Source organism: Hahella sp. HN01 (assembly GCF_018986435.1).
GTDB lineage: Bacteria > Pseudomonadota > Gammaproteobacteria > Pseudomonadales > Oleiphilaceae > Hahella.
Genome location: NZ_JAHMIN010000003.1, coordinates 178,533 through 205,023 on the forward strand (window position 1 = coordinate 178,533; position 26,491 = coordinate 205,023).

Annotated in this window: 22 protein-coding genes; 7 read left to right on the forward strand and 15 right to left on the reverse strand. The window is 54.6% G+C overall.

Features of this window, described 5'->3' with window-relative positions:
• Nucleotides 1-5: 5 nt before the first annotated feature.
• Nucleotides 6-1,928, reverse strand: coding sequence for a PrkA family serine protein kinase (locus KP814_RS04555; RefSeq protein ID WP_216735632.1), 1,923 nt, complete (start codon nt 1,926-1,928; stop codon nt 6-8).
• Nucleotides 1,929-2,555: 627 nt separating this feature from the next.
• A complete protein-coding gene (locus KP814_RS04560) occupies nt 2,556-3,911 on the reverse strand; it encodes an HD-GYP domain-containing protein (RefSeq protein ID WP_216735633.1) in 1,356 nt (451 codons plus the stop codon).
• Nucleotides 3,912-4,306: 395 nt separating this feature from the next.
• On the opposite strand from KP814_RS04560, the gene KP814_RS04565 reads away from it, so the two are divergent.
• Entirely contained in the window at nt 4,307-4,777 is a 471-nt protein-coding gene (locus KP814_RS04565) for an OsmC family protein (protein ID WP_216735634.1), read from the forward strand.
• A gap of 127 nt (nt 4,778-4,904) precedes the next feature.
• Here the strand turns inward: KP814_RS04565 and KP814_RS04570 are convergent, their stop codons facing one another.
• Nucleotides 4,905-5,354, reverse strand: a complete 450-nt coding sequence (locus KP814_RS04570) for an EF-hand domain-containing protein (protein WP_253938158.1) — start codon at nt 5,352-5,354, stop codon at nt 4,905-4,907.
• 392 nt (nt 5,355-5,746) lie between these two features.
• Nucleotides 5,747-7,324 (reverse strand): CRTAC1 family protein, encoded by a 1,578-nt coding sequence (locus KP814_RS04575; protein WP_216735635.1) that lies wholly within the window; start codon nt 7,322-7,324, stop codon nt 5,747-5,749.
• A gap of 228 nt (nt 7,325-7,552) precedes the next feature.
• Between KP814_RS04575 and KP814_RS04580 the strand changes: the two genes are divergently transcribed.
• Nucleotides 7,553-10,033 (forward strand): M48 family metallopeptidase, encoded by a 2,481-nt coding sequence (locus tag KP814_RS04580; protein WP_216735636.1) that lies wholly within the window; start codon nt 7,553-7,555, stop codon nt 10,031-10,033.
• Here the strand turns inward: KP814_RS04580 and KP814_RS04585 are convergent.
• The 4 genes from KP814_RS04585 to KP814_RS04600 all read right to left on the reverse strand — a co-directional run bounded on the left by KP814_RS04585 (nt 10,014) and on the right by KP814_RS04600 (nt 14,909).
• Nucleotides 10,014-10,634, reverse strand: coding sequence for a hypothetical protein (locus KP814_RS04585; protein WP_216735637.1), 621 nt, complete (start codon nt 10,632-10,634; stop codon nt 10,014-10,016). The genes KP814_RS04580 and KP814_RS04585 overlap by 20 nt on opposite strands.
• A 79-nt stretch (nt 10,635-10,713) precedes the next feature.
• Nucleotides 10,714-11,757 carry a DUF1338 domain-containing protein gene (locus KP814_RS04590; protein WP_216735638.1) on the reverse strand — a complete coding sequence of 348 codons (1,044 nt, stop codon included), beginning with the start codon at nt 11,755-11,757 and terminating at the stop codon, nt 10,714-10,716.
• 417 nt (nt 11,758-12,174) lie between these two features.
• Nucleotides 12,175-13,677 (reverse strand): aldehyde dehydrogenase family protein, encoded by a 1,503-nt coding sequence (locus KP814_RS04595; protein WP_216735639.1) that lies wholly within the window; start codon nt 13,675-13,677, stop codon nt 12,175-12,177.
• A 110-nt stretch (nt 13,678-13,787) separates the two neighbouring features.
• The gene (locus KP814_RS04600; RefSeq protein WP_216735640.1) at nt 13,788-14,909 is read right to left on the reverse strand and encodes a saccharopine dehydrogenase family protein; all 1,122 of its coding nucleotides are present in this window, start codon (nt 14,907-14,909) and stop codon (nt 13,788-13,790) included.
• 133 nt (nt 14,910-15,042) lie between these two features.
• Here KP814_RS04600 and KP814_RS04605 point away from each other — a divergent pair, with 133 nt between their 5' ends.
• The gene (locus KP814_RS04605) at nt 15,043-15,468 is read left to right on the forward strand and encodes an Lrp/AsnC family transcriptional regulator (protein ID WP_216735641.1); all 426 of its coding nucleotides are present in this window, start codon (nt 15,043-15,045) and stop codon (nt 15,466-15,468) included.
• Between the two features lie 39 nt (nt 15,469-15,507).
• On the opposite strand, the gene KP814_RS04610 is transcribed toward KP814_RS04605, so the two are convergent.
• On the reverse strand, nt 15,508-15,915 hold the full coding sequence (locus tag KP814_RS04610) for a hypothetical protein (RefSeq protein WP_216735642.1): 408 nt from the start codon (nt 15,913-15,915) through the stop codon (nt 15,508-15,510).
• Nucleotides 15,916-16,222: 307 nt separating this feature from the next.
• On the opposite strand from KP814_RS04610, the gene KP814_RS04615 reads away from it, so the two are divergent.
• A complete protein-coding gene (locus tag KP814_RS04615; protein WP_256445961.1) occupies nt 16,223-16,708 on the forward strand; it encodes a type VI secretion IcmF C-terminal domain-containing protein in 486 nt (161 codons plus the stop codon).
• A gap of 37 nt (nt 16,709-16,745) precedes the next feature.
• Here the strand turns inward: KP814_RS04615 and KP814_RS04620 are convergent, their stop codons facing one another.
• The 3 genes from KP814_RS04620 to KP814_RS04630 all read right to left on the reverse strand — a co-directional run bounded on the left by KP814_RS04620 (nt 16,746) and on the right by KP814_RS04630 (nt 19,558).
• The gene (locus KP814_RS04620) at nt 16,746-17,504 is read right to left on the reverse strand and encodes a slipin family protein (RefSeq protein ID WP_216735644.1); all 759 of its coding nucleotides are present in this window, start codon (nt 17,502-17,504) and stop codon (nt 16,746-16,748) included.
• Nucleotides 17,501-18,697, reverse strand: coding sequence for a nodulation protein NfeD (locus tag KP814_RS04625; RefSeq protein WP_253938160.1), 1,197 nt, complete (start codon nt 18,695-18,697; stop codon nt 17,501-17,503). Before KP814_RS04625 ends, KP814_RS04620 begins: the two co-directional genes overlap by 4 nt.
• 369 nt (nt 18,698-19,066) lie before the next feature.
• Complete coding sequence (locus KP814_RS04630) at nt 19,067-19,558, reverse strand: hypothetical protein (protein ID WP_216735646.1); 492 nt, start codon at nt 19,556-19,558, stop codon at nt 19,067-19,069.
• A 169-nt stretch (nt 19,559-19,727) separates the two neighbouring features.
• On the opposite strand from KP814_RS04630, the gene KP814_RS04635 reads away from it, so the two are divergent.
• Nucleotides 19,728-20,645, forward strand: coding sequence for a DMT family transporter (locus tag KP814_RS04635; RefSeq protein WP_216735647.1), 918 nt, complete (start codon nt 19,728-19,730; stop codon nt 20,643-20,645).
• A gap of 8 nt (nt 20,646-20,653) precedes the next feature.
• Complete coding sequence (locus KP814_RS04640; RefSeq protein WP_253938161.1) at nt 20,654-21,097, forward strand: YchJ family protein; 444 nt, start codon at nt 20,654-20,656, stop codon at nt 21,095-21,097.
• An 8-nt stretch (nt 21,098-21,105) separates the two neighbouring features.
• Here KP814_RS04640 and KP814_RS04645 read toward each other — a convergent pair whose 3' ends face one another.
• Together KP814_RS04645 and KP814_RS04650 are read right to left on the reverse strand one after the other, a co-directional pair.
• Nucleotides 21,106-22,110 carry an adenosine deaminase gene (locus KP814_RS04645; RefSeq protein ID WP_216735649.1) on the reverse strand — a complete coding sequence of 335 codons (1,005 nt, stop codon included), beginning with the start codon at nt 22,108-22,110 and terminating at the stop codon, nt 21,106-21,108.
• A 97-nt stretch (nt 22,111-22,207) separates the two neighbouring features.
• A complete protein-coding gene (locus tag KP814_RS04650; protein ID WP_216735650.1) occupies nt 22,208-23,314 on the reverse strand; it encodes a BMP family ABC transporter substrate-binding protein in 1,107 nt (368 codons plus the stop codon).
• A 380-nt stretch (nt 23,315-23,694) separates the two neighbouring features.
• Here KP814_RS04650 and KP814_RS04655 point away from each other — a divergent pair, with 380 nt between their 5' ends.
• Nucleotides 23,695-25,503, forward strand: coding sequence for a patatin-like phospholipase family protein (locus tag KP814_RS04655; protein WP_216735651.1), 1,809 nt, complete (start codon nt 23,695-23,697; stop codon nt 25,501-25,503).
• 39 nt (nt 25,504-25,542) lie between these two features.
• Here the strand turns inward: KP814_RS04655 and thpD are convergent, their stop codons facing one another.
• Nucleotides 25,543-26,484, reverse strand: coding sequence for an ectoine hydroxylase (gene thpD, locus KP814_RS04660; RefSeq protein ID WP_216735652.1), 942 nt, complete (start codon nt 26,482-26,484; stop codon nt 25,543-25,545).
• Between the last annotated feature and the right edge of the window lie 7 nt (nt 26,485-26,491).

A 26,491-nucleotide genomic window follows, 5' to 3' on the forward strand; every position in this document is an offset into this window, starting at 1 on the left:
TCACTTTATTGCGACTTGCGAACCCGTAGATACCACTCGCAAAGTAAACGCACTTGTTTTTCAGTATAGCCACGCTCGATCATGCGCCGCACAAATTCCTGGTGTTTCTTCTGGTCCTCCTGGGACGCTTTCGGGTTGAACGAGATGACCGGCAACAGGTCTTCCGTGTTGGAGAACATTTTCTTCTCAATCACGGTGCGCAGTTTTTCATAACTGAGCCAGGACGGGTTTTTGCCGTTATTGCTGGCCCGCGCCCGCAGAACGAAATTGACCACCTCGTTGCGGAAGTCTTTCGGATTGCTGATGCCGGCGGGTTTCTCAATTTTTTCCAGTTCGTCGTTGATGGCCGCGCGGTCAAAGATTTCGCCGGTTTCAGGGTCGCGGTATTCCTGGTCCTGAATCCAGAAGTCGGCGTAGGTGACATAACGGTCGAAGATGTTTTGGCCGTACTCGGAGTAAGACTCCAGATACGCGGTCTGAATTTCTTTACCGATAAACTCGACATAATGGGGCGCCAGAGACTCTTTGATGAAGCGCAGGTAGCGGTCGTGAGTCTCCTGCTGGAACTGCTCCTGTTCGATCTGCTTCTCAAGCACATACAGCAGGTGCACCGGATTGGCGGCCACCTCGGTCGTGTCGAAGTTGAACACCTTGGACAGTATCTTGAAGGCGAAACGGGTGGAAAGGCCGTCCATACCCTCGTCGACGCCGGCGGAGTCTTTGTACTCCTGAATCGATTTCGCTTTGGGGTCGGTGTCTTTGATGTTCTGACCGTCGTACACCTTCATTTTCGAGTAAATGCTGGAGTTTTCCGGCTCTTTGATACGGGACAGACAGGAGAACTGCGCCAGCATGTTCAAGGTGTCGGGCGCGCAGGGCGAACCGGCTAAAGAACTATGCTTGAGCAGTTTTTTGTAGATTTTGACTTCTTCGGACACCCGCAGACAATAAGGCACTTTGACGATGTAAATCCGGTCGAGGAACGCCTCATTGTTTTTGTTGTTGCGGAAGGTCTGCCACTCTGATTCGTTGGAGTGAGCCATGATGATGCCTTCAAACGGCACCGCGCCCATACCTTCTGTGGTGTTGTAGTTGCCTTCCTGCGTGGCGGTCAGCAAGGGGTGCAACACCTTGATCGGCGCTTTGAACATCTCTACGAATTCCAGCATGCCCTGGTTGGCTTTAGAGAGTCCGCCGGAGAAAGAGTACGCGTCAGGATCGTGCTGAGGGAAATCCTCCAACATGCGAATGTTGACCTTGCCGACCAGCGCGGAAATATCCTGGTTGTTTTCATCGCCGGGCTCGGTTTTGGAGACGGCGACCTGATTAAGAATGGACGGATACAGCTTGACCACTTTGAACTTGCTGATGTCGCCGTTGAATTCATGCAGGCGTTTCACCGCCCAGGGCGACATGATAAAGCGCAGGTAGCGGTTGGGAATGCCGTATTCCTCTTCCAGGATCTTGCCGTCTTCAGCCGGATCGAACAGGCCTAACGGCGATTCAAAAACAGGGGAATCCTTGATGGCGTAGAAGGGTTGTTTCTGAAACAGGCTCTTCAATTTTTCCGCCAGGGAAGACTTACCGCCGCCGACCGGACCAAGCAGATAGAGAATCTGTTTCTTCTCTTCCAGACCCTGGGCTGCATGTTTGAAAAACGACACTATCTGTTCCACGCACTCTTCCATGCCGTAGAACTCTTCAAATTCGGGGTAACGTTTGATGACTTTATTGGAGAAGATGCGGCTTAACCGTTGATCGCGGGATGTGTCGACCAGTTCCGGTTCGCCGATGGCGAGAAGCATTCTCTCTGCAGCGGACGCATAAGCGGTGCGATCCTTTTTGCAGATCTCCAAATACTCCTCCAACGTGTACTCTTCTTCCTTGCGTGAGTCGTATCGACTGGCGAATTGACTGAAGATGCTCATATAGGCCCCCTCTTGTGATGAATAGCTCGCTTAGTGGCGCTAAAACGTCGACATGATCAGTGACCGGCTATCGTGGACTGGCGGCTTCGCCTTGCTCAGACAGGGTCATCATGCGCCTCTTTGGAGCTTTATATGCGCCCCTTTCGGCTGCGTCTGGCCTGCAGACAAGTTTCCTGACATTTTTTCAGCGCGCCCGCGGGCGTCTCCGCTGAACAGATGTGAGAAAACGTTTCTGAATGCGCCCCAACACCACTTGCATGAAGTATTCCGCTTATGAATTAGCATAGTTCAGATCTATACAATTGGATAGGAATTAATTTTCTTAGTTTCATTAAAATTTTTTATATATCATTCTGTTACGTTAGGTGACACATTAATCTGATCGAGATTATCGGGTGATTTTTTGCGCCTAGTCATGCGCGTTAGACACTCAACTCTTCAGACCTTGCGCCTGTTTGGGGCGTGTTAGCGGAACGCTAGGAATATTGGCGAGGCAGCGCCCCAAAAACGGCCTGAGGGTGAAAAGAGGGCAAAAAGGGAACGAAAAGAGGGCGACAAAGGAGCAGGGCGGTGATTCAAATTGACGCAGCGGACGCACGCTAAAGCGGCGCCCGCCACGGAGCAGGGTCAGGCGACTTTTTCCTGTTTTTCCATGGGCTTGGGCGCGCCCATGTCGAGAACCTTAATGGAGTTAGTCAGAGCTTTTTTGAGCTCGGGCGTAATTTTCTTCTCTTCCTCCAGGTAGAGATACAACACTCTTCCCAATTGTTTCAGCTGCCACTGCAGTTCCTGATACATCAGGTCCATTTCCACGATTTCACGGCTGACGGTCTGAATGATCTGATTCTCCACCACATGCTGCAACCAGCGGCCCAGGGGCGCGCTCAGCATGCCGGAGCGCGTGACCAGGGTCCACAGACGATCTATCTTCACTTTGGCGACGCGCATGCGTTTAATATGCTCTCTCTCCGCCAGGGTTTCCCGCAGCGCATAGATGCTTTCCACTACATTCTCCAGCATCTGACGCTTCTCCATAAGCTGCGTCGACATGCTGCTCAGGTCGCCGGAAATGGCCAGCTGGGTGGCGGCGTGATTCACCTGACGCAGCACGGACATGAGCGCCATGTGCACCTGATTAGGGAAGAAAGAACTGTCGATCTGAAAAACCGGCATGACTTCGCCGAGATGAATTTTGTCATTGAAACGGCGCTTCTCGCAGATGGCGTAGGTTTCATCCGCCATCGCCACAACCTGTCCGACGATGCACAGGCTGTCTTCAAACAGACCGGCGGGATAGCCGCTGCCGTCAGCGCGTTCGTGATGCTCTTTGACTGCGCGACGGGTGACGTCAGGAATCTCTTTGATATAGGACAGAAACAGGTCGCCGATAAGAGTATGGCTCTGCATGGCGCGCCATTCTTCCGGCGTGTATTCGCCGGTTTTTGCGACAATCTGCGGATCGATATGGAGCATGCCGGCGTCGTGAGCCAGTCCCGCCATAAACGCCGCTTCGCGTTCTTCTAAGCTCAGGTTCAGCCGTGTCGCCATGGCGAAGCTTAACCACGCGCAGAACAGGCCCTTTTGATACTCTTTCGGCAATCGCTTGCACAGAACGGTGACTTTCTGCACCAGCAGATCGTAGCCGCCATACTTCTCGCACACTTCGATAAGGCTGGCTTCCAGACGCATGGACGAATGAATCTCCAGCAGTCCTTCGAAACGATCGAACATTTGATGAATGTCGCGGTGAATTTCTTTCCCATAGAGGGCGTCATCCACATTGACGGACACCTCAAGCGGCTTCACCAGTTTATGGTTAAGCAGTCTGCGCGCGACCTCCGGCTTGATAGCCAGCCCTTTTTTAACCAGCAGCATCCCGTCCTTGTTGTATATGTCCTCAGTAGCGATTACCGCATTGGTCTCGTTCACCTCCGCTAGATGATTTGTGTAGTGATCGGGCGTTGTCGGGTCGTATTGCTTCATTTCAGTTTTCCTGCCGAAATCAGAATGTGACGTCATGCCATCAGGACGAGATTGAGAAGTGTGGGGCGCGTGCGAGATGATCGAATATTGCTCAAATATAGCCCAGTTATAGCAGGGGGATGGTGTATTTCTGCTCACATTTTGCAAATGAACGTAACTAACGTATCTAAAAAGAAAAAGCCTGAAAAATCAGGAGGTGAATGGCGTATTTCGCCAGTTAATTGTCTCGTTTGGCCGTATTGGCGTATAAAAAGTGCTCTATATTTGAGGAGGCTGATGTGTGGTGGCGACCAGAGAGCGGCCGATCGAAAAAAGTCTGTTAACATTCTCCTTCACGGCATATGCGCGCCGTTGTTTCGGCGCGCGTTTCATTTGGCTGATTCAAGGAGGTGTGGATGTCCGAGTATTTCGCCACTGTGCGCTGGCTTAGAGGCGCACAGGATTTTGTCTCCAATCAATATAGTCGTGGGCATGAGTGGGAGTTTGACGGCGGCGTTCGAGTTCCCGCTTCCGCGTCTCCGCATATTGTCCCCTTACCTTTTTCTGTAGCTGAAAACGTCGATCCTGAAGAAGCGTTCGTCGCGTCACTCTCCAGCTGCCATATGTTGTTTTTTCTGGCGTACGCCGCGAAGCGCAAATTCGTGGTGGACAGCTATGAGGACTCCGCCATCGGCGTACTGGCCAAAAATGAGCAGGGCGTCATGATGATGACTCAGGTAAGGCTGCGTCCCCGCGTTGAATTTTCCGGCTCAGCCAGACCGACGCATGAGGAGCTGGAAGCATTGCATCATCGCGCGCATGAAAGCTGCTTTATCGCTAATTCAGTGAAAACGGAAGTCGTGGTGGAGTTAGAGGCTCAGAAGTGAGCAGGGCGGTTGAATCAGGAAATTGAGGACGAAGAGGGTAAGAGGCTGGGATAAGGAGCCAAAGCGTGCGTCAAGTAGCGCCCGGATTTAACTTATAGACGCACGCTTTGGCTGAAACTGTCGCCGATTATTCGGCTGGAGCGGTTTCCAGATCTACCGGCGCTGCTGGATCTACAGCCATTTCAGGCTGAGGGTCCGCTTGGTACAGCTGGCCAGCTCTGGAGCCGGCTGCAGTGGCTTCACCGCTGTACACAACGAATTCGTCGCGGCTGATTTCGCCGTTCTGATCGATATCGATCTGGGCGAATGACTCATTGATGCTGGAGTCTGCAGCGGCTTCTTCTTTGTTGATGACGCTGTTGCGGTCAGTGTCCAGGTATGAAAACACCTGCTCTACCGCTGGACCTGCGTATTGGTCGGAGCTGGCAGGCGCTTCAGTGATTTGCACTGGGGCGCTCATTTCAGTTTGAGGCTGTTGCTCCGCCACAGGTTGTTCGGTTTGAACGCTGGTTTCGTCAGAGCAAGCAGTCAGTGCTGCCAGGAATGACGCGGTTACGATTGCGAGTGCTTTATTCATACTCTAATACCTACTAAGTTGGTGTCCTTGTTTCCATTTCTAAGGAGGCGGGTCTGAATGTGCGGATTCAAGACTCCTCCTGTTAACCTCTCCCTTCGTGAGGTAGCCGGGCTGCTTAGCCTCAGCGTGTTTCGCCCTAGGTATATCAAGTTCGGCGCCAGTTTTTAAATTTCCTTTAAAAACAATAGATTAGTTTTGTTCGGTGAATTTTGCGGTCGGTGAAAGGGTGGCTGAAAGTCGCAGAAAAGAGACGGCGGCGACGACTATGCAGGCAATGTCATAAATATCAATAAGTTACGAGTTGCAAAAAGGCAACAGTTGAGAGTGGAGGAATAGCGGAAGAGTTTGGCGGCCCGGAGAAGATACCGCGCCTGACCGCCTGTTAAGCATTGCTATTCGCTCAGAGAGAGCACGGTATTGATCTTCGGGTCCACCAACTCCAGGCGCTTACCGTCGGGCTTCAACGCCACTATGCGGGTGACGGATTCTCTGGCGCCGATTCCGAAAACAAGACGGGGGCTTTGGTCTGTCATCAGGCCCACGGCGGATGTCGCTTGTCGGGTATAGCTGCGCGCATCCTCCATTTCGATTGTGACTTCGGCGCCAGACCATTCCGGTGAATCAGGCAGCTGCAGAGCGATGAAGTTGGCCTCTGTAGTGTTCAGAAAAGCCCGTACGGGCCCGTCCATATTTAACCAGACGATATCCGGACGGCCGTCGCCATTCAGGTCCATGATAACGGGGGACTGGCCGAACCAGGGGTTGTCCAGTTCCAGGTCGTCAGCCTGAAAAAAGCCGGTGGCGTGGCCCATTCCAGTAGGCAGTTGCAAAAATGCCTTGCCCGCCAGTTTGCTGACCTTGTGAATCGGCCATTTAATGTAGTTCTGCGCCACCAGCAGGTCCATTTCGCCGTCCAGGTTGATGTCTTCAAACACGCCGCCCCAGCCGAAGCCGTAGCCGGTTAACTGGTACGGTTCGGTCATGTCGGTGAAGCGAAAGTCGCCTTCGTTTCGCAATAGCAACCATTCGCTGTCCTGACGCTGGTCATCGCGCAGGTCGCCGCTGGTGAGAAACTCCGGGATGGAGTTGCCGATATTGGTGAAAAACAGGTCCTGGTCGCCGTCGCGGTCAATGTCTCCCACCGCCAACCCCATCCAGAAGCCAAACCCGGAGTGGGTGGGAACGGATTCAAAGCGACCGTCTCCCAGGTTTTTGAATATCTCCACCTCTCCTGTGTTTTGCGCCACAACCAAGTCTTGCAGACGATCGCCGTTGAGGTCGACAAAGACAGATAAAAAGGTATTTTGCAGCGATGCGGTTCCGGACTGCGTGGTAATATCGGTGAACTGCAGATTGCCGTCGTTGCGCAGCAGAATGTTGGCGCGGGCGTGGGCGGGGTCGTTGAAGGTGGCGCTTTTGAAGGCGTCAAAGGAGATAAAGTTGCTGATGTAAAGGTCGCCGTCGCCATCCTGGTCAATGTCGGAGACAGTGACGGCGAAAGAGACCGTATTGTCCGGCAATTGAACCGGCAGCTTTTGCGCCGTGAAGCGCCCGCCGTTGTTTAAGTACAAATAGACGCCGTCGTTGCGGGCGATGATAAGGTCCACTTCGCCATCGGCGTTCATATCCATCGCAGTCGCGCCATAGGTGGCCGCTGAGGCGGATAATCCGGTGTTCTGAATAATATTGCGTAATTCGCCATCCCTGAGGCTTAACAAGGCGTCGTCCTGTCCTTCGCCACCGCCCACAAAAATCTCTTCCTTGCCGTCGCCATCAACATCCAGCACTGCCGCGCCGCTAAAAGGATGAACCTTTTGCGTCCAGTGGTGGACGAAATCCGTTTTAACCTCCGTAAACGGAGAGAGCTGCAGGCTGGCGGGCGCCTCGCGGACATCCTCCAGAGAAGCGGTGCAGCCGGTCAGCAAGAAAGGTAATGTTAAGAGAGCGCTGAAAGCCGCTGGTGTTTTCATGAACAATTTCCGCATGGTTCGCAATGAATAGGACTTAAAGAAAAAATAGTCGATTTGACGCAGTTATCAGAGCTCAAGCGATGCTTGTCTGAAATACCCGGCTTAGTGTTCATAAATCCGGCTGCGCCAGTTACACTTCGTCGCGTAAAAACAACTAAAAAGATTAGAAAATATCAGCTTCGGCGCATAAAATTGCCGCCTTTTGCTGCCTCCACAAAGGATGTCGATTTGAGCGCACCTGCTTCCCCCCAGTTCAATGTTATCAGCCAGGGTAAAATTCTTTCCGGTTTCGAAGAGCGTCAGGTGCGAGATAATCTCGTTGCGCGTTTGAAGTTATCGAACGCGCAAGTCGAGCGTCTGTTGACGGGGGCGGTGGTGATCAAGAAATCCTTGTCTTCTTCTGACGCCAGAAAATATCAGGCCTTATTTGTTCGCCTGGGACTGGCGGTGACGTTGCAGCCTTGTCCCTCCGAGGAGGTGGCGACGAAGCCTGTGCAACCTGCGTCGACAGAAGCCGCACAGCCCGCCAAAAGCTCAGCCCCATCGACAGCCAGTCGCGCCAAGCCAGCCAAAGACGCCGACATACAAAGAGACGTGCTTGCCCTGGCGAAGGAGCGTCTGCATCAACCTATTCCCAAATTACCGGTAACCACAGCCTATAAACTGGGGCTGTTCAGCGTGACCCTGTTGAGTCTGATAGCGCCTTTGATTTACATCAGCCTGACAATCTGCGCGATAGTGGGAACGATTTGGTACGGGATGAGTATCCCGGATATTCTGGCGGTGCGTAAAACCAACGCGATGGGGACATTGATGGTGTTCGTGCCGGTTCTACTGGGAACCGTATTCGCGCTGTTCCTGCTGAAGCCGTTCTTTGGCCGCGACCATGAAAACCGCACCTTGGAACTGAATCCGAAAAAGTATCGCCGCTTTTATCAGCTGGTGCAGCTGCTCACCGAACGCATGGGCTTGCCTGCTCCGGTGAAGATCTACGTGGATGGCGAGGTCAATGCTCACGTCGCCCCGGAAAAAGGACTGCTGAGCCTGTTTCAGGGACGTTTGACCCTGACGGTCGGCCTGCCTCTGCTGGCGGGCATGAACAGTCGGCAATTCATTGGCGTATTGGGGCATGAGTTCGGGCACTTTGCGCAACGCAACGCCATGATCGCCAACTATATCGTCAACACCGCCAATGCCTGGATGGCGAGCCGGGCCTTCTATCCCGACGCCTGGGATCGTCGCTTGAGCAAATGGCGTGAGTATTCCCCGATTTTTGCGCTGGATGTGGCGCTGATCGCCGCGCAGGGCATGATCAAAGGCACGCGCCTGATTCTGAAATACCTGTTCTTATTCAATCTGCGCGTCACCCGTTGGATGTCCCGGGAGATGGAGTACGACGCCGATCGATACGAAAGCTGGGTCGCGGGCAGCGAAACCTTTCAGAGTACGGCGGTGGCGTTGTGGAATATGTCCATGTCGCAGCAGCGCAGAGACGAGATCTGGCAATCCGCCTGGAACGAAGACCGCCTGATCGACAACCTGCCGCAAACCATTGCGCAGCTGGCGGCGGAACTGTCCCAGGAAGAAATCGACGCAGTGCGGGCGAAAATGGATGAGCGCCAGACCAATGTTTGGGATACCCATCCGGCGGATAACGACCGCATCGCCCATGCAGAATCTCTGGGTTACGAGCCGGTTTGGACCGATGAATTTCCCGCCACTGAGTTGATGCCGGATTTTGACGCTTTGTGCAAAATCGTCACGCTGCGCATATACAACTCAATGGGGCTGGAGAAGCCCGAGCAGTACCTGTGCTCCTTCGAGGAAATAAGAGACGTTCACTCCAAAATGAATGAGTCGGAAGAAGCCTTGAAGCGCTACTTCGCCGACCTGTTCTCTATGCGCCTGATGAAGCCGTTTAACGCCACGCCGACGGAGGTGGATCTGGCTGGGGCCGTGACTGAACTGCGCGGCCAGATTCCGCGCGCGACGGCGCAAATGGAGCTGTATTGGGAAGCCTATCAGCATATGGAGGCGGCTCAGGTCGGGCTGGCGTATGTGGAGGCGGGGTATAACATCGACGCCGCTGATTTTGGCGTGAAGGCTGGCGATATTAGTTCTGTGCAACGCAGTCTGGATGATCGACGTACGGAAGTGAAACGGATGGCGGGCGAGTTAAGTCGCTGTCTGGACGCCTATGTGGCGCAGCGCATGCATCTGGCGATGGCGCAGATGTCCGCCGATGACAAAGCGCGGGCGGAGTCGTTGTACAACACTTTCCGTCAGCTGTTCTTATTACGGGATATCTGGGACAGCCTGCCATTATGCATGGCGGGGCTTAACGCCCTGTATCGCCAGGACGAAGAAGAGCGCCCTAAATTTTTCGCTCAGGCGGCGGCGCGACATGTGCAGTTGGCGAGGGAATATCTGCGTCAATTCCATCAGATCTCCGCCAATATCGACCTGCGTTTTTCCACCAGCAAAGAGCAGACTCTGGCGGAATTCGCCGTGAATTGGGGCGTGAATCCAGAGGAGAAGCTGGATGAGCTGAACGCCGGCGCGATCTTCCAGATCAGCGACCGCTGTCTGCGGGTGATGCGTTACGCTTATCGCCGCACTATCTCAGAGCTGGCGCTGCAGTGTCTGCAGGAGGAAGAAAAGCTGGGAGTTCCTCCCCTGAAAGTGGAGCTTAAAGCGGCGACGGCCTAGTCGTCACAAGCCCCTGACGCTCTATGTCGGCGAGCAATGTTGCTATCAACGCGTTGGGAAACTGCCTGTAGTCCAGATAGGGCGTCAGGTAAACGTTTCCCGCTCGCAAGATGCGACAGTCTTCCTGCAACTCTTGAGGTGTCTGGGGAAGCGTTAAGAACCCTTCCGCGAATTGCTGTCCCCCTATAACGTGCACAGGAGGCTGATGGTCTGTTGGCGTCTCCTGCAGGTGTTGTTGAAACAACAACGCCGTCGCGCCGCCTTCCGTGAATAAACGCCTGTCCCGCACCGCGCGCCAGTCTTCCTCTGGAAACAACAGTCCCTGCGTTATCTTGGCGAAGATGGAAAAAATCTTGCGCCAATGATTGCCTGTCTCTTTGATGATGACTTCCGTCTCTCCAGAAATGCCGCAACGATAGTCCTCCATCTGCTCATACTGAGGCATGGGCGGACGGTGAGGGGTGTAGAGAATTAGCAATGGGCGTGAGTCGCCGATTCCTGTTGCGTGCATGGCGAAGTCTGTGAACGTGGCGTTGTCGGGGTTAATCGAGGAGGGGAGTATAGCCTGACCGGCCGAAAAGAAGCGAAAAAATGCGCACATGGCCAACCTCGGTCCAGGCCGCTGGCTTGCAAAGCCTGGCCGGAGCGACGATGTGCGCTAATTCTTCAATATGCTGGAGTTAGCATTCCGCTGTCTCGGCCGTTTGCTCAACGGCGCGAGTCATGGTGAAGATGCCTTGGGCGTTGCTGCTGTCAAAGCGCAGGTCCATGCCCTTTTCAGCGCTCTCGTCGATATCGTTGCGCTGAATGAATTCAAAGAAGGAGCCGGGAACCTCATGGGTTTCGACGCCTTGATCCGTTTTGAACTGGCGTTTTACTTTGGTGGCGCGATAAGCGGTCTGCATGATGTTGGCGTTGCGCGCCACTTCAATTTCGTCCTTCATCGGACGGCCCAGCTCACGCTGATGAGCGTCCAGCTGACGAATGTCGCCCACGCGATCGGTTGCGTGGTTAAAAGCGTTGCCTTCGGTGGAGATCCAGGCCATTTCCGCGGACTCTTCCCGCAACGCCAGATAGTCGTGCAAGTGGGGCACGCCGTGCTGACGGTCAAAACACTGCAGCAGGTTAGGCAGCAATTCCGCCGCGTCCGCCAGAGGCAGAGCGCCGTTTGCGGCCAGCTTCTGCAACAGCTCCGCAGAGCGCGGCGTCAATGGATCGGAAGACACGGAAACCACTCGGTCAACGGCGTCCTGGAAAGATTTGGTGAATTGCTCCGGGTACAGCTCACTGACGAAGTACTGGGCGATATCGTGGGGCAGGTCCGCATGCGTGTAGACGAAGCCGCACATTTTCAGCTTGGGCAACGGATACTGTCCGGCCACGGTGAAGCCGAGAGGCTCCAGGATGCGCGCAAACGCTTTATAACCCATCGGCAGCGCCTGATTTTCCCAGGCCACAGTGCGCAGCGCGCCATGGTCGAACACGACCTTTTCTCCAGACGCCAGTTTTTCAGCCACGTATTGCTTGCCTTCCGGCACCCGCTCCAGCAGGTCGTCAAACAGCATCATGTTCATCGCCTGGGCGATGACGGCGCGGTTGAGCTGCTCGTCGTCATGGTGAGGCTGGGCGAAAATGGGGTGCAATTGAACGGAATCAAGCAATTGCTGAGCCTTGGCGGCGTCAGTCAGCGAAGACAACAGTTTGAAAAGCGCAGTAGTTTGCATGGTACGGCTCGTAATCCTGAAAATAATACTGACGTTCGTCTGACCGGCGTGCGTCCAGACGCCTGAGGCGTTCTGGAAGAAGAGGAGGAGATCCGGCTTCGGTCGAAGTCCGGTTACAGGCGCACAGTCGGAAACAGCTTCCCGTACATCATCGGTATATATTAATCAGGCGGACACAAATAGCTTCCTTCTATTTGTGTCCGCCACGACAGGGCCTGCACATGTCAGACCCTGTCTCCCGCGGCTGGCCGCCGCGCAGGCGCATCCATGCGCCTGTTTATCAACATGCCAATATTATTGCCATGTCAATAAAGTGTTAAACCAATAAGGAAAATCCTGACCTGTCGAACCGCGCGTCCTGGCGCGGATGTTAAAAGGAGAGCCGAAGCTCTCCTTTCAAGTCAACTCAGCAAAGGCTTAGTTGAGATCGAACTTAATACCTTGCGCCAGCGGCAGCTCGGAAGAATAGTTCACTGTCGCGGTGGAGCGGCGCATGTACGCCTTCCAGGAGTCGGAGCCGGACTCGCGACCGCCGCCAGTCTCTTTCTCGCCGCCGAATGCGCCGCCGATTTCAGCGCCACTGGTGCCGACGTTGACGTTGGCGATGCCACAGTCGCTGCCCACCGCGGAGGTGAACAGTTCCGCTTCACGCATGTTCAGAGTGAAGATGGCGGAAGACAGACCCTGCGGCACGTCGTTCTGACGTTCAATCGCTTCTTCCAGGTCGGAATAGCGGAAGAAGTACAGAATCGGCGCGAAGGTTTCGTGAGCGTTGTTGGTCAGCGCGTTGCCGCCTTCCACAATGGCGGGGTTCACGTAGTAAGCCTGTGGGAACTCTTTTTCCAGCGCGCGTCCGCCGCCGTATACGTCGCAGCCTTTCGCTTTGGCGTCAGCCAGCGCCTGCTCCATTTGTTCGTAAGAGCGTCCGTCGATGAGCGGACCGATCAACGTGCCGGCTTCCTGTGGGTTGCCGATAGGCAGTTGCTTGTAGGCGGCTTTCAGACGGCCCAGTAATTCGTCATATACGGAATCATGAGCGAAGACGCGGCGAGTGGTGGTGCAGCGTTGGCCAGCGGTGCCGACTGCGCCGAAAACGATGGCGCGAGTTGCCATGTCCAGATCAGCGGATTCCGCCACGATGATGGCGTTGTTGCCGCCCAGTTCCAGAATGGATTTGCCGAAGCGAGCCGCGACGCGCTGACCGACTACGCGGCCCATGGCGCAGCTGCCAGTGGCGCTGATCAAAGGTACGCGCTTGTCGTCAACCAATAGTTCGCCGACTTCACGTTCACCGATGATGACGCTGGACAGGCCTTCTGGCGCTTCGCCGAAGCGAGCGATGGCTTTATCCAGCAGATGTTGACAGGCCAGGGCGCACAGAGGCGTTTTCTCGGAAGGTTTCCAGATTACCGGATCGCCGCACACCAGCGCCAGTGCGCTGTTCCATGCCCAAACCGCCATGGGGAAGTTGAACGCGGAAATAACGCCGACTGGGCCAATTGGGTGCCAGGATTCGCGCAGTGCGTGATTGGGGCGCTCGGAAGCGATAGTCAGACCGTACAGTTGACGGGACAGACCGACGGCGAAATCGCAGATGTCGATCATTTCCTGTACTTCGCCTTGGCCTTCAGAAATAATCTTGCCGCATTCCAGCGTGATCAAGGCGCCCAGGGTTTCTTTGTGCTTGCGCAGTTCTTCGCCGTAAAGACGCACCAGCTCGCCGCGCTGAGGAGCGGGCAGTCGACGCCAGGCTTTGAAGGCGTCTGCGGCGGCGGCGATTTTCTTTTCTACTTCGTCTTTGCTGTCCAGTTTCAGGTTGGCGATCACTTTGCCGTCAACCGGGGAGCTGATTTTGTAGTCCCCTGAAGCAAGAATGCCCTGGTCCATGCCCAGGGCTGAAAAAATCTCTTGGATATTCATAGCGGTCCTCCCGTAAAGAGTCGTAAGTGCGTTTGCTTGTCCTTGTAGCGAGCTTCTGGTTCGCTACCTGTCCTGATGTCGGGGCGCGGGGTCGCCGCGCCCATATTTGATCAGGCTACGCGACGCACTGAAGCCGAAGGGTTTTTCCCGTCGTCTTCCATATAGTTGCGGCCGAAACGGTTGTTTATAAAGTCTTCGAAGCGGATATCTTCCTGACGTACGAAGCCTTGGTTCGGCAGTTTGCCTTCCGCCAGCAGGTCCAGCGCAGCGCAGATGCCGGATGCGGTGGTGATCTGGATGGCGCTACGCAGTTTACCGTTGATTTCTCGGCTGTAAATCTTACGTGCGAAGGTTTCCTGCAGGAACAGGCCGTTCTTCACGCCGCTGACGTTGGCGAATACCAATACAACGTCCTGCATGGTGACAGGGATGGCGGACTCCATGATTTCTTTCAACAGGTCGCGACGCTCGCCCAGACGCAGGTCGTTCAGCAACAGCTTCATGACGTCGCGGTGACCAGGGTAACGCACTGTGCGGTAGTTCAGGTTGGACACTTTGCCTTCCAGCGTTTCGCACAGGGTGCCCAGGCCGCCAGAAGTGTTGAAAGCTTCGTAATCGTCGCCGTCCAGGGAGAAATGCTCCAGCTCTTCCATGGGAGGCACTTCACGCAATTGACCGTTAACGATGGCTTCGCAAGGGTTCAGGTATTCGTTAATCAGGCCGTCGGTGCTCCAGGTCAGGTTGTATTTCAACGCATTGGAGGGGAACTTGGGCAGTGCGCCGACACGCATGTGAACATTGTGCAGGGAGTCGAATTTACGCGCCAGATCATAAGCCACGATGGAAATGAAACCAGGAGCCAGGCCGCACTGCGGGATGAAGGCGGATTTGGCGTCTTTCGCCAGGGACTTGATCAAACGAGTGCTGGCGACGTCTTCAGTCAGGTCAAGGTAGTGAACCTGCTGCGCTGCGGCTGCGTGAGCGATGGATGCGCTGATATCGAAAGGGCAGGAGTTGATAACGGCGAAGTGGCCTTTGAAGGCGGCTTCCATTTCCTGCTGGTTAGAGGCGTTCGCCTTCACAGTTGAGATGCCGGGAATTTCTTCGGCGATGCGGTCCAGCGCGTCCTGATTCTGATCCACCAGCGTGACTTTGTAGTCGCCAGTGCTGTTCAGGAAATCCGTGATCATTGAGCCGATTTTACCAGCGCCTACAACAACGATGGGTTTCATATGTGCCTCTCCTAATTGTTATTGGATGAATAAATCTATAATAGGAGGCGCAGATGTCGGATTGTAACTGTCATAGTGACGAATTTACTGATAAATTTAGACGAAATATCTACATATGTAGTGAAATCGTCATATGGATGAAAAAAATCAACGTTTGCTCGACCTATTGCAGGCGAACGCGCGAGAAGCCACTTCGTCACTGGCGAGAAAACTCAACCTGTCCCGCACCGCAGTGCATGAACGCATCGCCAAGCTGGAGGCGGAAGGGGTCATTCGCGGCTATACCATCCGTCTGGACAAGGAATATGAGAAAAAGCGCATCAGCGCCCAGGTGATGATTGAAATCAATCCGAAGCTGAACAAGCAGGTGGAAACGGCGCTGCGACGCATAGACGAAGTGCGGTCGCTGTACACGATCAATGGACAGTACGACTTCATCGCCCTGATCCGCGCGGAAACCACGGAACAGATCGATGAAGTGCTGGATCACATTGGTGAGATAGAAGGCATCGAAAAAACCATGTCGTCGATTGTGTTATCGACGAAGTTTGAGCGCTGAGAGGCGAATCGCCCCTCAGCGTCACACTACGCCAACTTTCTACCAGCCCCCGCCGTCTGCATCGTTGTCCCAGCCTCTGCTGTGCGAATTTCTTACGGGTCTTCCCCAGCTATTTTCCCACTCTATGCTTATAGGCTCTGAGGTCCATTCATTGGCGCCTTCATCGGAAATCATCGGGGGACGTGGCGGTTCACAAAATGAGCAGAACATATCCGAGTGAATTTTGATGCCAGGAGAAAGATCATAAAGGTCCCCGGCGGACCATTGTACATTTTTGTCATAAACCCAAATGCCGCAGACACAGCATTTATCGCAATCGATTCTCTCGTTCAATGTGCTTGAGTTTTTAAATAATAATTCGAAATTGGCTTCACCAAACAGCTCTTGAGCTTTTTCTTCAATAGCGTTGAGCGCCTGTTCTTCTTTAGCGTTGTTATCGATATCCACAAGCATTCTCATGCTTAGTAGAACTGTTTTTTTCGTAGTCATTATTGCAATTTTCTCGTTATAACTTTTTGTAGGAATGACGGCAGGGAAGGTAGTGGTGACGGGCTTCCCTGCTTTTTGTTTGAGGCGATTTTCGCCGCTTCTGAAATCGATTCGCCAATAATGCTATCCTGCGGAGGGCTTGGCAATGGGGAGGTTTATAGGTGATTTTTTGTCTCTTTTTTAGCGTAAGAAGCGGGCGTCAATGAGGTTCCTGTTGAAGGCGTTTGCGTGGGCTGCGCTGATTGCAGGAAGCTGTTTGAACGCGATGGCGGCAGAAGTTGGATGCTATCGAGACGAAGTCGTGGCGGCGTTGTCCACATCCCCGATAGCGAGCCCAGCGGCCCATTCTTCGGAGACCGCACCAAAGGCTGGTTTTAGAGTGAGTTTTAAGCCTTTGACGATGCCATCAACAATTCGACGGATTCGAATGGTAATCGGTGAAGTAGAGGCGGCTTCCGTGCCCGGACCGAGATTTTGGTCCGAGTTCGCCTGGCCGGCGAGCCACCCGGACGCATACGTGGAAGTAGAAACGTTGAACGGCGACCGTAAACGGTATGACTTCTTTGGAGAGTGGGCGTTGTTTCGGTTCCTTGAGCAAGCGCGGATTACGCCCGAGTCGGACACCTCCGGCCATGCCCAGTTTGACTTTGGCGGCCTGCAAGTGACTTATCAGATAAAAACCGCTACAGCGGCGCAACTCAGCGTATTGCAGAAGTTGTCCGACTACCCCTGTGCGGAATCCATGCCCTGAGTCGGTTTTCCGAGGCGAGTTAAGCTTGACGGTGAGGTCAGCTGGACTCACTTTCCTGGATGCCGAAGGCCTTGAGAATTTCCAGCGGCAGTGGAAACGCGATGGTGTTGGTTTTATCGCTGGCGATCTCCGTGAGCGTCTGCAGGTAGCGTAGCTGAATCGCCTGCGGTTGTTTGGCGAGAATTGAGGCGGCCTCGCGCAATTTTTCCGATGCTTCCAGCTCCCCAGTGGCGTGAATCACCTTGGCGCGCCGGATACGCTCCGCTTCCGCCTGTTTGGCGATGGCGCGAATCATGCGCTCATCCAGATCCACATGTTTGATTTCCACGTTGGAGACTTTGATGCCCCAGCCGTCGGTCTGGACGTCAAGGATGCGCTGGATATCCTCATTCAGCTCCTCCCGCGACGCAAGCATTTCATCCAGCTCATGCTGACCAAGCACTGAACGCAATGTGGTTTGCGCGAGTTGACTGGTGGCCTCGTTGTAATTCTCCACATTAATCACGCTTTTCTGCGGGTCCAGCACCCGGTAGTACACCACAGCGTTGACCTTAACCGATACGTTATCCCTGGATATTACGTCCTGCGTCGGCACATCCATGACCACGATTCTCAGATCGACGCGCACCATTTGTTGAATGATGGGAACGATAACGATCAGTCCAGGCCCTTTCACCTTGTAGAAGCGGCCAAGCAAGAACACCACGGCGCGCTCATACTCGCGCATGACGCGAAACATCGTCAGCAGCAGGGCGAGCGCAATAATAACCAGCGCCAAAACAACGTAAGCGATCATGGGATAGCCTCCACTTGCAGGGTCAGTCCCTGTATTCCTGTGATTCTGAGTTTTTGGCCTTGCGTTACTGGCGTATCGCAATAAGCCATCCATAGTTGTCCTTGTGCGGCGACCCGGCCGCTCCCTTCAAAATCGGCGATTGCTTCCGCCTGCGATCCGATAAGGGTTTCCACACCGGACACCACCGCCTGTTTTCGGGATTTGAAGGCGAAATGCAGTAGCACGCTGAGCACCAGGACGGATAAGGCGGCGACGGCAATGATAACGGGCAGAGCGATCTGGTAAGCGGGCGATTTCGTGTCCATCAGCATGACGGAGCCAAGAATAAATGCGGCCACTCCGCCTAAACCCAACGCGCCGAAGCTGGGAGCAAAGCTTTCCGCCGTCATCAGTGCGACGCCCAGCAACAAGAGTCCCAATCCCGCGTAGCTGATAGGCAGCAGCTGTAATGCATACAGGCCGATCAACAGGCATATGGTGCCGAGGATGCCAGGCAGGGTGGCGCCGGGATTGTAGGCTTCCAGCAGCAGTCCATAGATACCGATCAGCAGCAGGATATAAGCGACGCTGGGATCGGTGATGACAGCCAGAAAGCGGTTGCGCCAATCTGGTTCGACAGGATGCAACTCATATCCAGACAGTTTTAAGGTTACCGCCCCGTTATCAAGGTTGACCTGCCTTCCTTCCAGTTGGGCCAGCAGTTGCTCTGTTGAATCCGCCATCATATCAATGACGTTCATTTGCAACGCCTCTTCCGCGCTCAGACTGGCGGCGTCGCGCACGGCCCGTTCCGCCCAGTCTGCGTTTCGGCCTCGCAGTTTCGCCAAGCCCTGAATATAAGCGACGGCGTCATTGATCTGCTTGTGCTCCAGTGTGCTTAGTCCTTTCTCGTTGTTTTCTGCGTCGTCGTCAGGCTTTGTTGGCGAGGATGAAGGAGCTGCGATTGATATCGGCGTGGCGGCTCCCAGATTGGTGGCGTGAGACATGGCGGCGATATGAGAGCTATACAGAATATATGTGCCGGCGCTGGCTGCTCTGGCTCCTTTGGGGTAAACGTAGGCGGCGACTGGAGTTGAGGAAGCCAGAATCGCCTGAATCATGTCGCGCATGGACTTGTCCAAGCCGCCAGGAGTATCCAGTCGCAATAGAAAAAGAGACGCCCCGGCTTCATTCGCTTCCTCTAAAGCGCGCATGAACAAATCCGCACTGGCGGGTCCGATAGCTCCCTGTATATCAAGGGTCCATACCTGTGGCGGATGTTTGGGAGATGAATTCCCCCCGCTTGTTTCTGCGGCAAGGGTTTCTGTGGTGAAAGACGAAAAGAGGAAAGACACGGAGAAAGCGAAATAGAGCAGCCACAACAATCTTGCGGGAAGCTGCATGCAAAAACGCAACCCCGAAGCAGTCGGCGTCCTACGCCGGATTGCAAGCGAACTTAATCGCATATCCTTGGTCATGGCGTTGGTGCTCTTGCTGCGCCATTAATTGATATCAGTATTAGCAGATTAACTCGACTTCTGCCGAGGTCGCCAGAACATTATCTAGGTTGGCGGGAACCTGGCTCAAATAAACTCTCCCCCCGATCTTTCCGCTTGTAGCGGGAAGTTGGGGAGAAGGACCTGTTGCAGGAGGTGGCGGAAGGCGGGATCTTTTTCGCTTAGAGATTCGGCTTTTTTCTGGGCTTCGGTTTGAATCTGGCGGTTCAGGGTTTTCACCAGTTCATGAAATTCGGTCAGGGTTCCCGCCCAGTGCAAACCATTATTCAGAACATTATCGTCTTCCGGGGCGCCCCGTTCTGCGTAGACATTGCGATAACATTGCGCGATGTCTTCCACCCAGCCGTTGAGGCTGACTTTCAAGTCGATTATATTGCCGCGTTGGCTGGCCAGGGATTCGTGCTTTCTTAGATAAGGTTTGAAAACGGCGCCTAATGTTTGCGTCATTTTTTCCCTTTCGGATTCACAGGCGGACAGCTCCGTCGCAGCGCCCCGTTCCGTCATCAGCGCAAGGGCGGATATGCTAAGGATTAATAGAGTCGGAGGATGGACTCGCATTGTGGTCGCCCGTCAGCAGTGCATGAAGGAATGCCGCTGAGATGTGGCGATATGTGGGTTGGGTCGCTTTAACGACATCGTCAGCGGCATAATTTAAACATAGTCCAAATATTGCGGATTGGCGAAATCTTCAATATTTGTCGTCAGGATAGAAGTACAGGACGCAGCTATGTCTCAGGAAGTTTCGCGCAATACTAACGAGTCGCTGGCGTTGCGCTATGGTTTGTCCGCCGTCTTGCTGTGGTCCACCGTGGCCACCGCGTTCAAATTGGCGCTGGCGCAGCAAAGTGTCAGTCAGCTGGTGTTTTTCGCCAGTCTGACATCCGTATTGGCCCTGGGGGCGGCGCTGCTCTGGCAGGGGCGTCTGGCGGAGGCGATGCGTTCTTTGCGGGAAAACGGCTGGCGGGCGCTGTGTTTCGGTCTACTGAATCCGCTGCTGTACTACCACATTCTGTTTTATGCCTACGATCTGCTTCCTGCCCAGGTAGCGCAGCCCATTAACTACACCTGGGCGTTGATGCTGGCGTTTCTTGCTGTGCCTTTTCTCGGCCACAAGCTCACGCGTACGGATGTGATCGCCATGTTGGTGAGTTACAGCGGCGTGGTGGTGATCTCCTTTGGCGGCGATGACAGCGGACAATCTTTAAATCTTATAGGGATTGCGCTGGCTTTGGTCAGCACCCTGGTCTGGGCGGCCTATTGGATTTTGAACTCCAGAGACAAGCGCGATCCGGTGATCGGGTTGTTTCAAAACTTCTTATTCGCCACGCCCTGCGCCGCCGTGCTGGCCTGGCCTTTGAATCTGGCGCCCGCCGCGTTGGGCGGCGCAGTCTATGTCGGTCTGTTTGAAATGGGCGTGACTTTTATGTTGTGGCTGATGGCGATGAAATATACGCGCCACGCCAGTCGCATCAGTAATCTAATATTTATATCGCCGTTTATTTCTCTGCTGCTGATCCACTTTATTCTGGGCGAGAAAATTCACATGCTGACCCTGGTGGGTCTTGGTTTTATTGTCGCCGGTCTGGCGATTCAGGCGCGCTCCGCTAAAAAAGGGCGGGCATCCGAACCTTTGTTGACTGAATGAGAGTAGTTATGAATAACCTGTGCCCCTGTAATTCCGGTTCGCCTTATGAAGAATGCTGCCAGCCGCTGCATTCCGGTAAGGCGGCGGAGACGCCGGAACAGCTGATGAGATCCCGGTATACCGCCTTTGCGATGGGGTTGATGGAGTACCTGCAGCAGACGTGGTGCGCGCAGCATCGCCCGGCTGATTTACAGCCGAACGAAAGCATCCAGTGGAAGCGTTTGGAAGTGCTGGATAGCGGCTCGGAAGGCGAACAAGGCTGGGTAAATTTTCGGGCCACGTTTCAGGAAGGGGACAAATGGATGCAGTTGCAGGAACGCTCCCGTTTCACTAAAGAGCAGGGGCGCTGGTTGTATGTGGATGGGGACGCCACCTGGACGGCATTAAGCGTCGGCAGGAACGATCCATGTCCCTGCGGCAGCGGTAAGAAAAATAAAAAATGCTGCGAGTGAGCTCTGTCTCAGTGATTTTGCAGATATTGGTCCAGGCGGGCAAGTAAACGCACTTTCTCCTCTGAGGTCAGAAAACTGGCCTCAAAGCTGTTTCTCGCCAATTGCGCCGCCTGCTCTTTGCTCATGGGTAGCGCTTCCTGCATGGCGATGAAGTTCTCATTCATATAGCCGCCGAAATACGCCGGGTCATCCGAGTTCACTGTTACCTTCAGACCTTTTTCCAGCAGACGCAAAATGTTGTGTTCTGACATGGAGTCGAACACGCATAGCTTGATATTAGAGAGCGGGCAGACGGTCAGCGGAATTTGTTCGTCGATCAATCGCTGCATCAGCGCCGCGTCTTCAATGCAACGCACGCCATGATCGATGCGTTTGACCTTCAGCAAATCCAGCGCCTGCCAGATATACTCAGGCGGTCCTTCTTCACCGGCATGAGCCACGCTCAATAAGCCGGCGTTCAGCGCTTGCTCGAACACGCGCTGGAACTTCTCTGGGGGATGACCGACTTCAGAGCTGTCGAGCCCAACGCCGACAAAGTGCTGCTTATAAGGTAACGCCTGGCGCAGCGTTTCCATCGCCGCTTCTTCACTCAGATGGCGCAGGAAACAGAGAATCAGCTTGCTGGATTGGCCCCACTGCGCTTCCGCATCCTCCATAGCGCGGGTCAGGCCGCGTATCACCACGCCAATGTCCACGCCGCGATCTGTATGGGTTTGCGGATCAAAAAACATTTCCGTATGGATGACGTTCTGCTCACGACATCGCTGCAGATAGGCGAATGTCATATCGTAAAAGTCCTGCTCATGCAGCAACACCTGGGCGCCCTGGTAATAGATATCCAGAAACTCCTGCAGGTTGTTGAACTCATAAGCCGCACGGACTTCTTCCACATTGGCGAAAGGCAAGGCGACGCCGTTGCGGCGTCCGATTTCGAACATCAACTCCGGCTCCAGCGAGCCCTCAATGTGCAAATGTAGCTCCGCCTTGGGAAGTCCTTTCAGAAAGTCTTGCATATCAAATTCCTGCGATCTTTTTTGAGATTCGGCCGTAGGCCGCTAATGCCTTAAACATAGCATTTTGCGGCCCGTCGCGCTTACCTGATGCGATCTCTTAATGGGGAATTTCGCCTTTGATTCCCTGTACATACCAATTCATGCCGGCGACTTCTTCGTGAGCGAGCTCTTCACCGGCAGGGACTTTTAACTCGCCTTTCTGGTTATAGATAGGACCGGTGAAGGGTTTCAGTTTGCCGGACTTGATGTCGGCGATCATGGATTCCGCTTCTTTCACCACGTCAGCGGGAATGGCTTTGTTGAACTCTGGCAACAGGATCATGTCTTCCGCCATGCCGCCCCAATAATCACGAGGTTTCCAGGTCCCGTCCATGACGCTTTGCACGGTGTGAATGTAGTGATAGGACCAGTCATCCACGACCGACACCAAGTGCGCTTTGGGGCCGAAACGGGACATATCGGAAGATTGCCCGACGGCGTACACGCCGCGCTGTTCAGCTACTTGCATGGCGGCGGGGCTGTCTGTGTGCTGCAGAATGACGTCGACGCCCTGATCAATCATGACATTAGCCGCCTCCGCTTCTTTCGCCGGGTCGAACCAGCTGCTGACCCAGAGAATCTTCAGCTCATAATCCGGATTGACCTTGTTCATGGCGAGACGCACGGCGTTGATGTCACGAATGACTTCAGGAATGGGAAAGGAGGCGATGTAACCGAGCTTGCCGGTCTTGCTCATTTTCGCCGCCACATAGCCAGATACGTAGCGTCCTTCATAAGTGTTGGAGATATAGGTGCTGACGTTTTTGGTGCGTTTGTAGCCGGTGGCGTGTTCGAACACAACGTTGGGGAACTGGGCCGCCACTTTTAAGGTGGGGTTCATGAAACCGAAGGAGGTGGTGAAGATCACCTTGTGGCCGGACTTGGCCAGATTACGGATGACCCGCTCCGCGTCGGCGCCTTCCGGCACATTTTCTACATAGGTGGTTTTGACTTTGTCGCCGAAATGCTTCTCCAGCGCCTGGCGTCCCTGATCGTGTTGATAGGACCAGCCGTGATCGCCGATAGGGCCGACATAGACAAACCCGACCTTAAAGGGCGCCTCCGCGTGGCTGATGAACGACGCCAGCAGCGCCACGGCGCCGAGTAGGGCGATCAGAGGTTGACGGGCTTTTTTGAGTAACGCAGTCATGCTGACATTCAACATCGTAATGTATGCTCCCGGATCGTGTTTTTTTGTTTATTGACGGCGGGTAGCCTCATGCTCAGCGGCCGCCGCTGATGCAGAAGCAATTTTATGACCAGCCGGACAGGTTTCGGAAACTTCCGCCGTATTCCGCGACGGGCTGCGTCACCGGCGATTCACCCAAGCACCGATATTGAACCTTTACTTTCCTGAAGTACATATATGCCCTTAAATGGGGCGCGCAGTGATCCGCCGCAGCGAGGAAATGGAGCCCAAGTTGGTCGTTTTGATGAGTAATCTGGATAGCGCAGTAAGGCCTGATTTAAGTTCGCGCATGACGTCTTCGCTCTTCCCGACGGACGCCATGCGCGCTTTTTCATCGGATGATAAGGAGGTCTGTTATGCAATCAATTTCTCAGCGCCATGAATATTCGGACTACGTCAGCGAATTGAAACGGTGGTTTCCGCAAGACCGCTCCGTTTCCCAGGAAAATCCCGTGCCTTCCCATACATTTGAATTCGCCCTGGCGTTGGCGGGCGCGGTGTCCGGCGGCGCCTACGCAGCGGGTTTCATGGATGTATTGTTTGAGGCTCTGGATGCATGGGAGGCGACGAGGGGACAGACTGGCGTTCCCGTCCATCGCGTGCGCTTAAAAACGGTATCCGGCGCTTCCGCAGGAGCGATGAACGGCGCCTTGGCGGCGTTGTTCGCCAGACGGGATTTTAAACATGGGCGTCACCCCAGGGAAGAGCCCGGCTATCTATTCAACAATCCTTTTTACCAGGTTTGGGTTCGAGATATTGACGCCCAACGCCTGCTGCGTCCTGACGGTCTGGGCAAGGACTCTGCGTTACGATCGCTCTTGAATTCCGCGCACCTGGATCAAGTGGCGGAATCGCTGTTGCGACGCCTGGACGCCACCGCTGAGTCGTCTGATGGATATCAACGGCCCTGGATGGGAGACGCCTTCAGTCTGCACTTTACGGTATCCAACTTACGTGGCGTTCCTTACGCATTCGCTTTCTCCACGGCAAAGGGAGAGGGGCCGGGGGCGCGTGACCTGACCGGGCACCTTTCGCGGCTGCATCAGGATCATCTGAGCTTCGCCGTCCCGGTTGGCGCAGCTGTTCAGGTGTTGGACTTTCCACCGGATCACCGCGCATTGCCGTTGGATTTCTTAAATGAATCCTGGCGTGACCTGATTCAGGGAGCGCTGGCGGCGGGAGCCTTTCCCGTTGCGTTACAGGCGAGAACTTTGCGAAGGCCTCGTCGTGATTACGACTGGCGTTTTATTCGCTGTGATGACGAAGGGGTATATCGGTTTGTCACGCCGGCGTGGGGGCGGGAAGAGGAGCAAGAGGAGACCTATTGCTTTCTCAATGTGGATGGCGGCGTGATGAACAATGAGCCGTTTCAGTTGGCGCGGCGGACGTTGTCGGGCTTGGAGGGGCGTAATCCCCGCACCGGCGTTGCGGCGAATCGGGCGGTTATCATGCTGGACCCGTTCCCTGAAGCGCCCGCGCCGGGACTGGCGGGTCAGGACTCTCTGGCTCACATCCTGCTGGGATTGCTGAGCGGCCTGAAAAACCAGACCCGGTTTGACTGCCAGGATATTCGACTGGCGGACGCTGGCGATATTTATTCCCGTTTTCTGGTGGCCCCTCGGCGTCCAGGTAAAAAGGGAGGGTTAGATATCGCCGCCGGCGGATTACAGGGTTTTCTTGGTTTCTTTTCAGAGTCCTATCGTCACCATGACTTCTTTCTTGGGCGGCTGAACGGCTATAAGTTCCTGCGTGACTGGTTTGTTTTACCCGCCGCCAACCCCATCATCCAGCATGGATACGCTTCGCTCAGCGATGTGGAGCGGGAACGTTTCACCTCCCGCATTCGTCGGGATCATTACCAGATCGCGCCTTTAATGGCGAGCGTAGGTAAGCCTTTTGAAGGCGAGGCGATGGAAAGCGCCATGCCCAGGTGGCCTGGCGCGTTAAGTCGCGCTGAAATGACGCTGGCGGAAGGATGGATTCGGGATCGCCTCGACGCAGTGTGGCCGCAGGCGCTGGCGGAAATGCGCGGCGTTTCCGCTGGATGGCGGGGAACCTTGTTAAGGCTTGGCGTCGGTCTGTGTGAGCGACCGGTAAAGGCGAAGTTGGTGGACAGGGTGATGGCGGAGCTGCGCGGGGCGATGCGCGAAATGTCTGAAGGATAAGGCCGGCGCCCGTCGTCGGGCGCCGAGACCTGATCTGGCTCAGGAGGGATCGGTTAGTGATCCGGCCTTAAGCGGCGCAGTCGCTTGCCGGGAAGCGATATATTCCGGGCGCGGCTGGTGGTCGCTGAAAGGCGTCTCCAGGCGATTGCTCCAGGCGTTATAAACAAAGAAGGCGTTGGAGCGCGGGAAAGGCGAGATATTGCTGTTGGAGCCATGCATGGTGTTGCAGTCGAACAATATCACGGAGCCGGGTTTGCCGGTGGCGGTAGCGATACCGCCTTCGTTGACCAGCGTGCTCAGGGCGATCTCGTCGGGAACGCCATACTCCTGGCGCTTCAGCGATGTCTTGTAGTTATCCTCCGGCGTGCCGTCGACGCAGGCGATGTAGTATTGATGCGAGCCGGGCACCAGCATCAATGGACCGTTGTACTCGAAGTTCTCGGTCAAGGTAATGGAGGCGCTGAGGGCGCGCATGCGCGGCATGCCGTCTTCCACGTGCCAGGTCTCGAAGTCGGAGTGCCAGTTGAACTCCTTGCCGCGGAATCCGGGCTTGTAGTTCAGACGGGACTGGTGAATATACAGGTCGTCGCCGAGGATGAAACGAATGATGTTCATCAGTCTCTGGTCGGTGGCGAGTCTGGAAAACAGGGGACTAAGTTGGTGTACGCTGAATATGGAGCGCACCGACTGGCTTTCCGGCTCTGTAATGGTTTCCTTGCGCTTGGCGATCATGGGATTGCGGCGCATTCTCTCCATTTCTTCGGTTAGCAGCGCGACTTCTTCCTGAGTGAACAGTTCGGGCAGCATCAGGAAGCCGTTTTTGTCGTAGCTTTCCACCTGCTCTTGAGTCAGAGGGCAGTCGGCGTCGTACTCACTGTAAACCACCGGGTCGCAGCGCTTGAGAATGCAGACTTCCGAACTTTTTCGCGAAGGATAGGGGTCCGGTGGGGTGAGGTGGGCTTTATCAAGAATCATGTTCATGGTTTTG

Coding starts and splice junctions, on each gene's coding strand:
- KP814_RS04555 (WP_216735632.1), bottom strand. CDS start 1,928: ATGAGCATCTTCAGTCAATTCGCCAGTCGATACGACTCACGCAAGGAA.
- KP814_RS04560 (WP_216735633.1), bottom strand. CDS start 3,911: ATGAAGCAATACGACCCGACAACGCCCGATCACTACACAAATCATCTA.
- KP814_RS04565 (WP_216735634.1), top strand. CDS start 4,307: ATGTCCGAGTATTTCGCCACTGTGCGCTGGCTTAGAGGCGCACAGGAT.
- KP814_RS04570 (WP_253938158.1), bottom strand. CDS start 5,354: ATGAATAAAGCACTCGCAATCGTAACCGCGTCATTCCTGGCAGCACTG.
- KP814_RS04575 (WP_216735635.1), bottom strand. CDS start 7,324: ATGAAAACACCAGCGGCTTTCAGCGCTCTCTTAACATTACCTTTCTTG.
- KP814_RS04585 (WP_216735637.1), bottom strand. CDS start 10,634: ATGTGCGCATTTTTTCGCTTCTTTTCGGCCGGTCAGGCTATACTCCCC.
- KP814_RS04590 (WP_216735638.1), bottom strand. CDS start 11,757: ATGCAAACTACTGCGCTTTTCAAACTGTTGTCTTCGCTGACTGACGCC.
- KP814_RS04595 (WP_216735639.1), bottom strand. CDS start 13,677: ATGAATATCCAAGAGATTTTTTCAGCCCTGGGCATGGACCAGGGCATT.
- KP814_RS04600 (WP_216735640.1), bottom strand. CDS start 14,909: ATGAAACCCATCGTTGTTGTAGGCGCTGGTAAAATCGGCTCAATGATC.
- KP814_RS04605 (WP_216735641.1), top strand. CDS start 15,043: ATGGATGAAAAAAATCAACGTTTGCTCGACCTATTGCAGGCGAACGCG.
- KP814_RS04615 (WP_256445961.1), top strand. CDS start 16,223: ATGGCGGCAGAAGTTGGATGCTATCGAGACGAAGTCGTGGCGGCGTTG.
- KP814_RS04620 (WP_216735644.1), bottom strand. CDS start 17,504: ATGATCGCTTACGTTGTTTTGGCGCTGGTTATTATTGCGCTCGCCCTG.
- KP814_RS04625 (WP_253938160.1), bottom strand. CDS start 18,697: ATGCGCGCTTTAGAGGAAGCGAATGAAGCCGGGGCGTCTCTTTTTCTA.
- KP814_RS04630 (WP_216735646.1), bottom strand. CDS start 19,558: ATGCGAGTCCATCCTCCGACTCTATTAATCCTTAGCATATCCGCCCTT.
- KP814_RS04635 (WP_216735647.1), top strand. CDS start 19,728: ATGTCTCAGGAAGTTTCGCGCAATACTAACGAGTCGCTGGCGTTGCGC.
- KP814_RS04640 (WP_253938161.1), top strand. CDS start 20,654: ATGAATAACCTGTGCCCCTGTAATTCCGGTTCGCCTTATGAAGAATGC.
- KP814_RS04645 (WP_216735649.1), bottom strand. CDS start 22,110: ATGCAAGACTTTCTGAAAGGACTTCCCAAGGCGGAGCTACATTTGCAC.
- KP814_RS04650 (WP_216735650.1), bottom strand. CDS start 23,314: ATGTTGAATGTCAGCATGACTGCGTTACTCAAAAAAGCCCGTCAACCT.
- KP814_RS04655 (WP_216735651.1), top strand. CDS start 23,695: ATGCAATCAATTTCTCAGCGCCATGAATATTCGGACTACGTCAGCGAA.
- thpD (WP_216735652.1), bottom strand. CDS start 26,484: ATGAACATGATTCTTGATAAAGCCCACCTCACCCCACCGGACCCCTAT.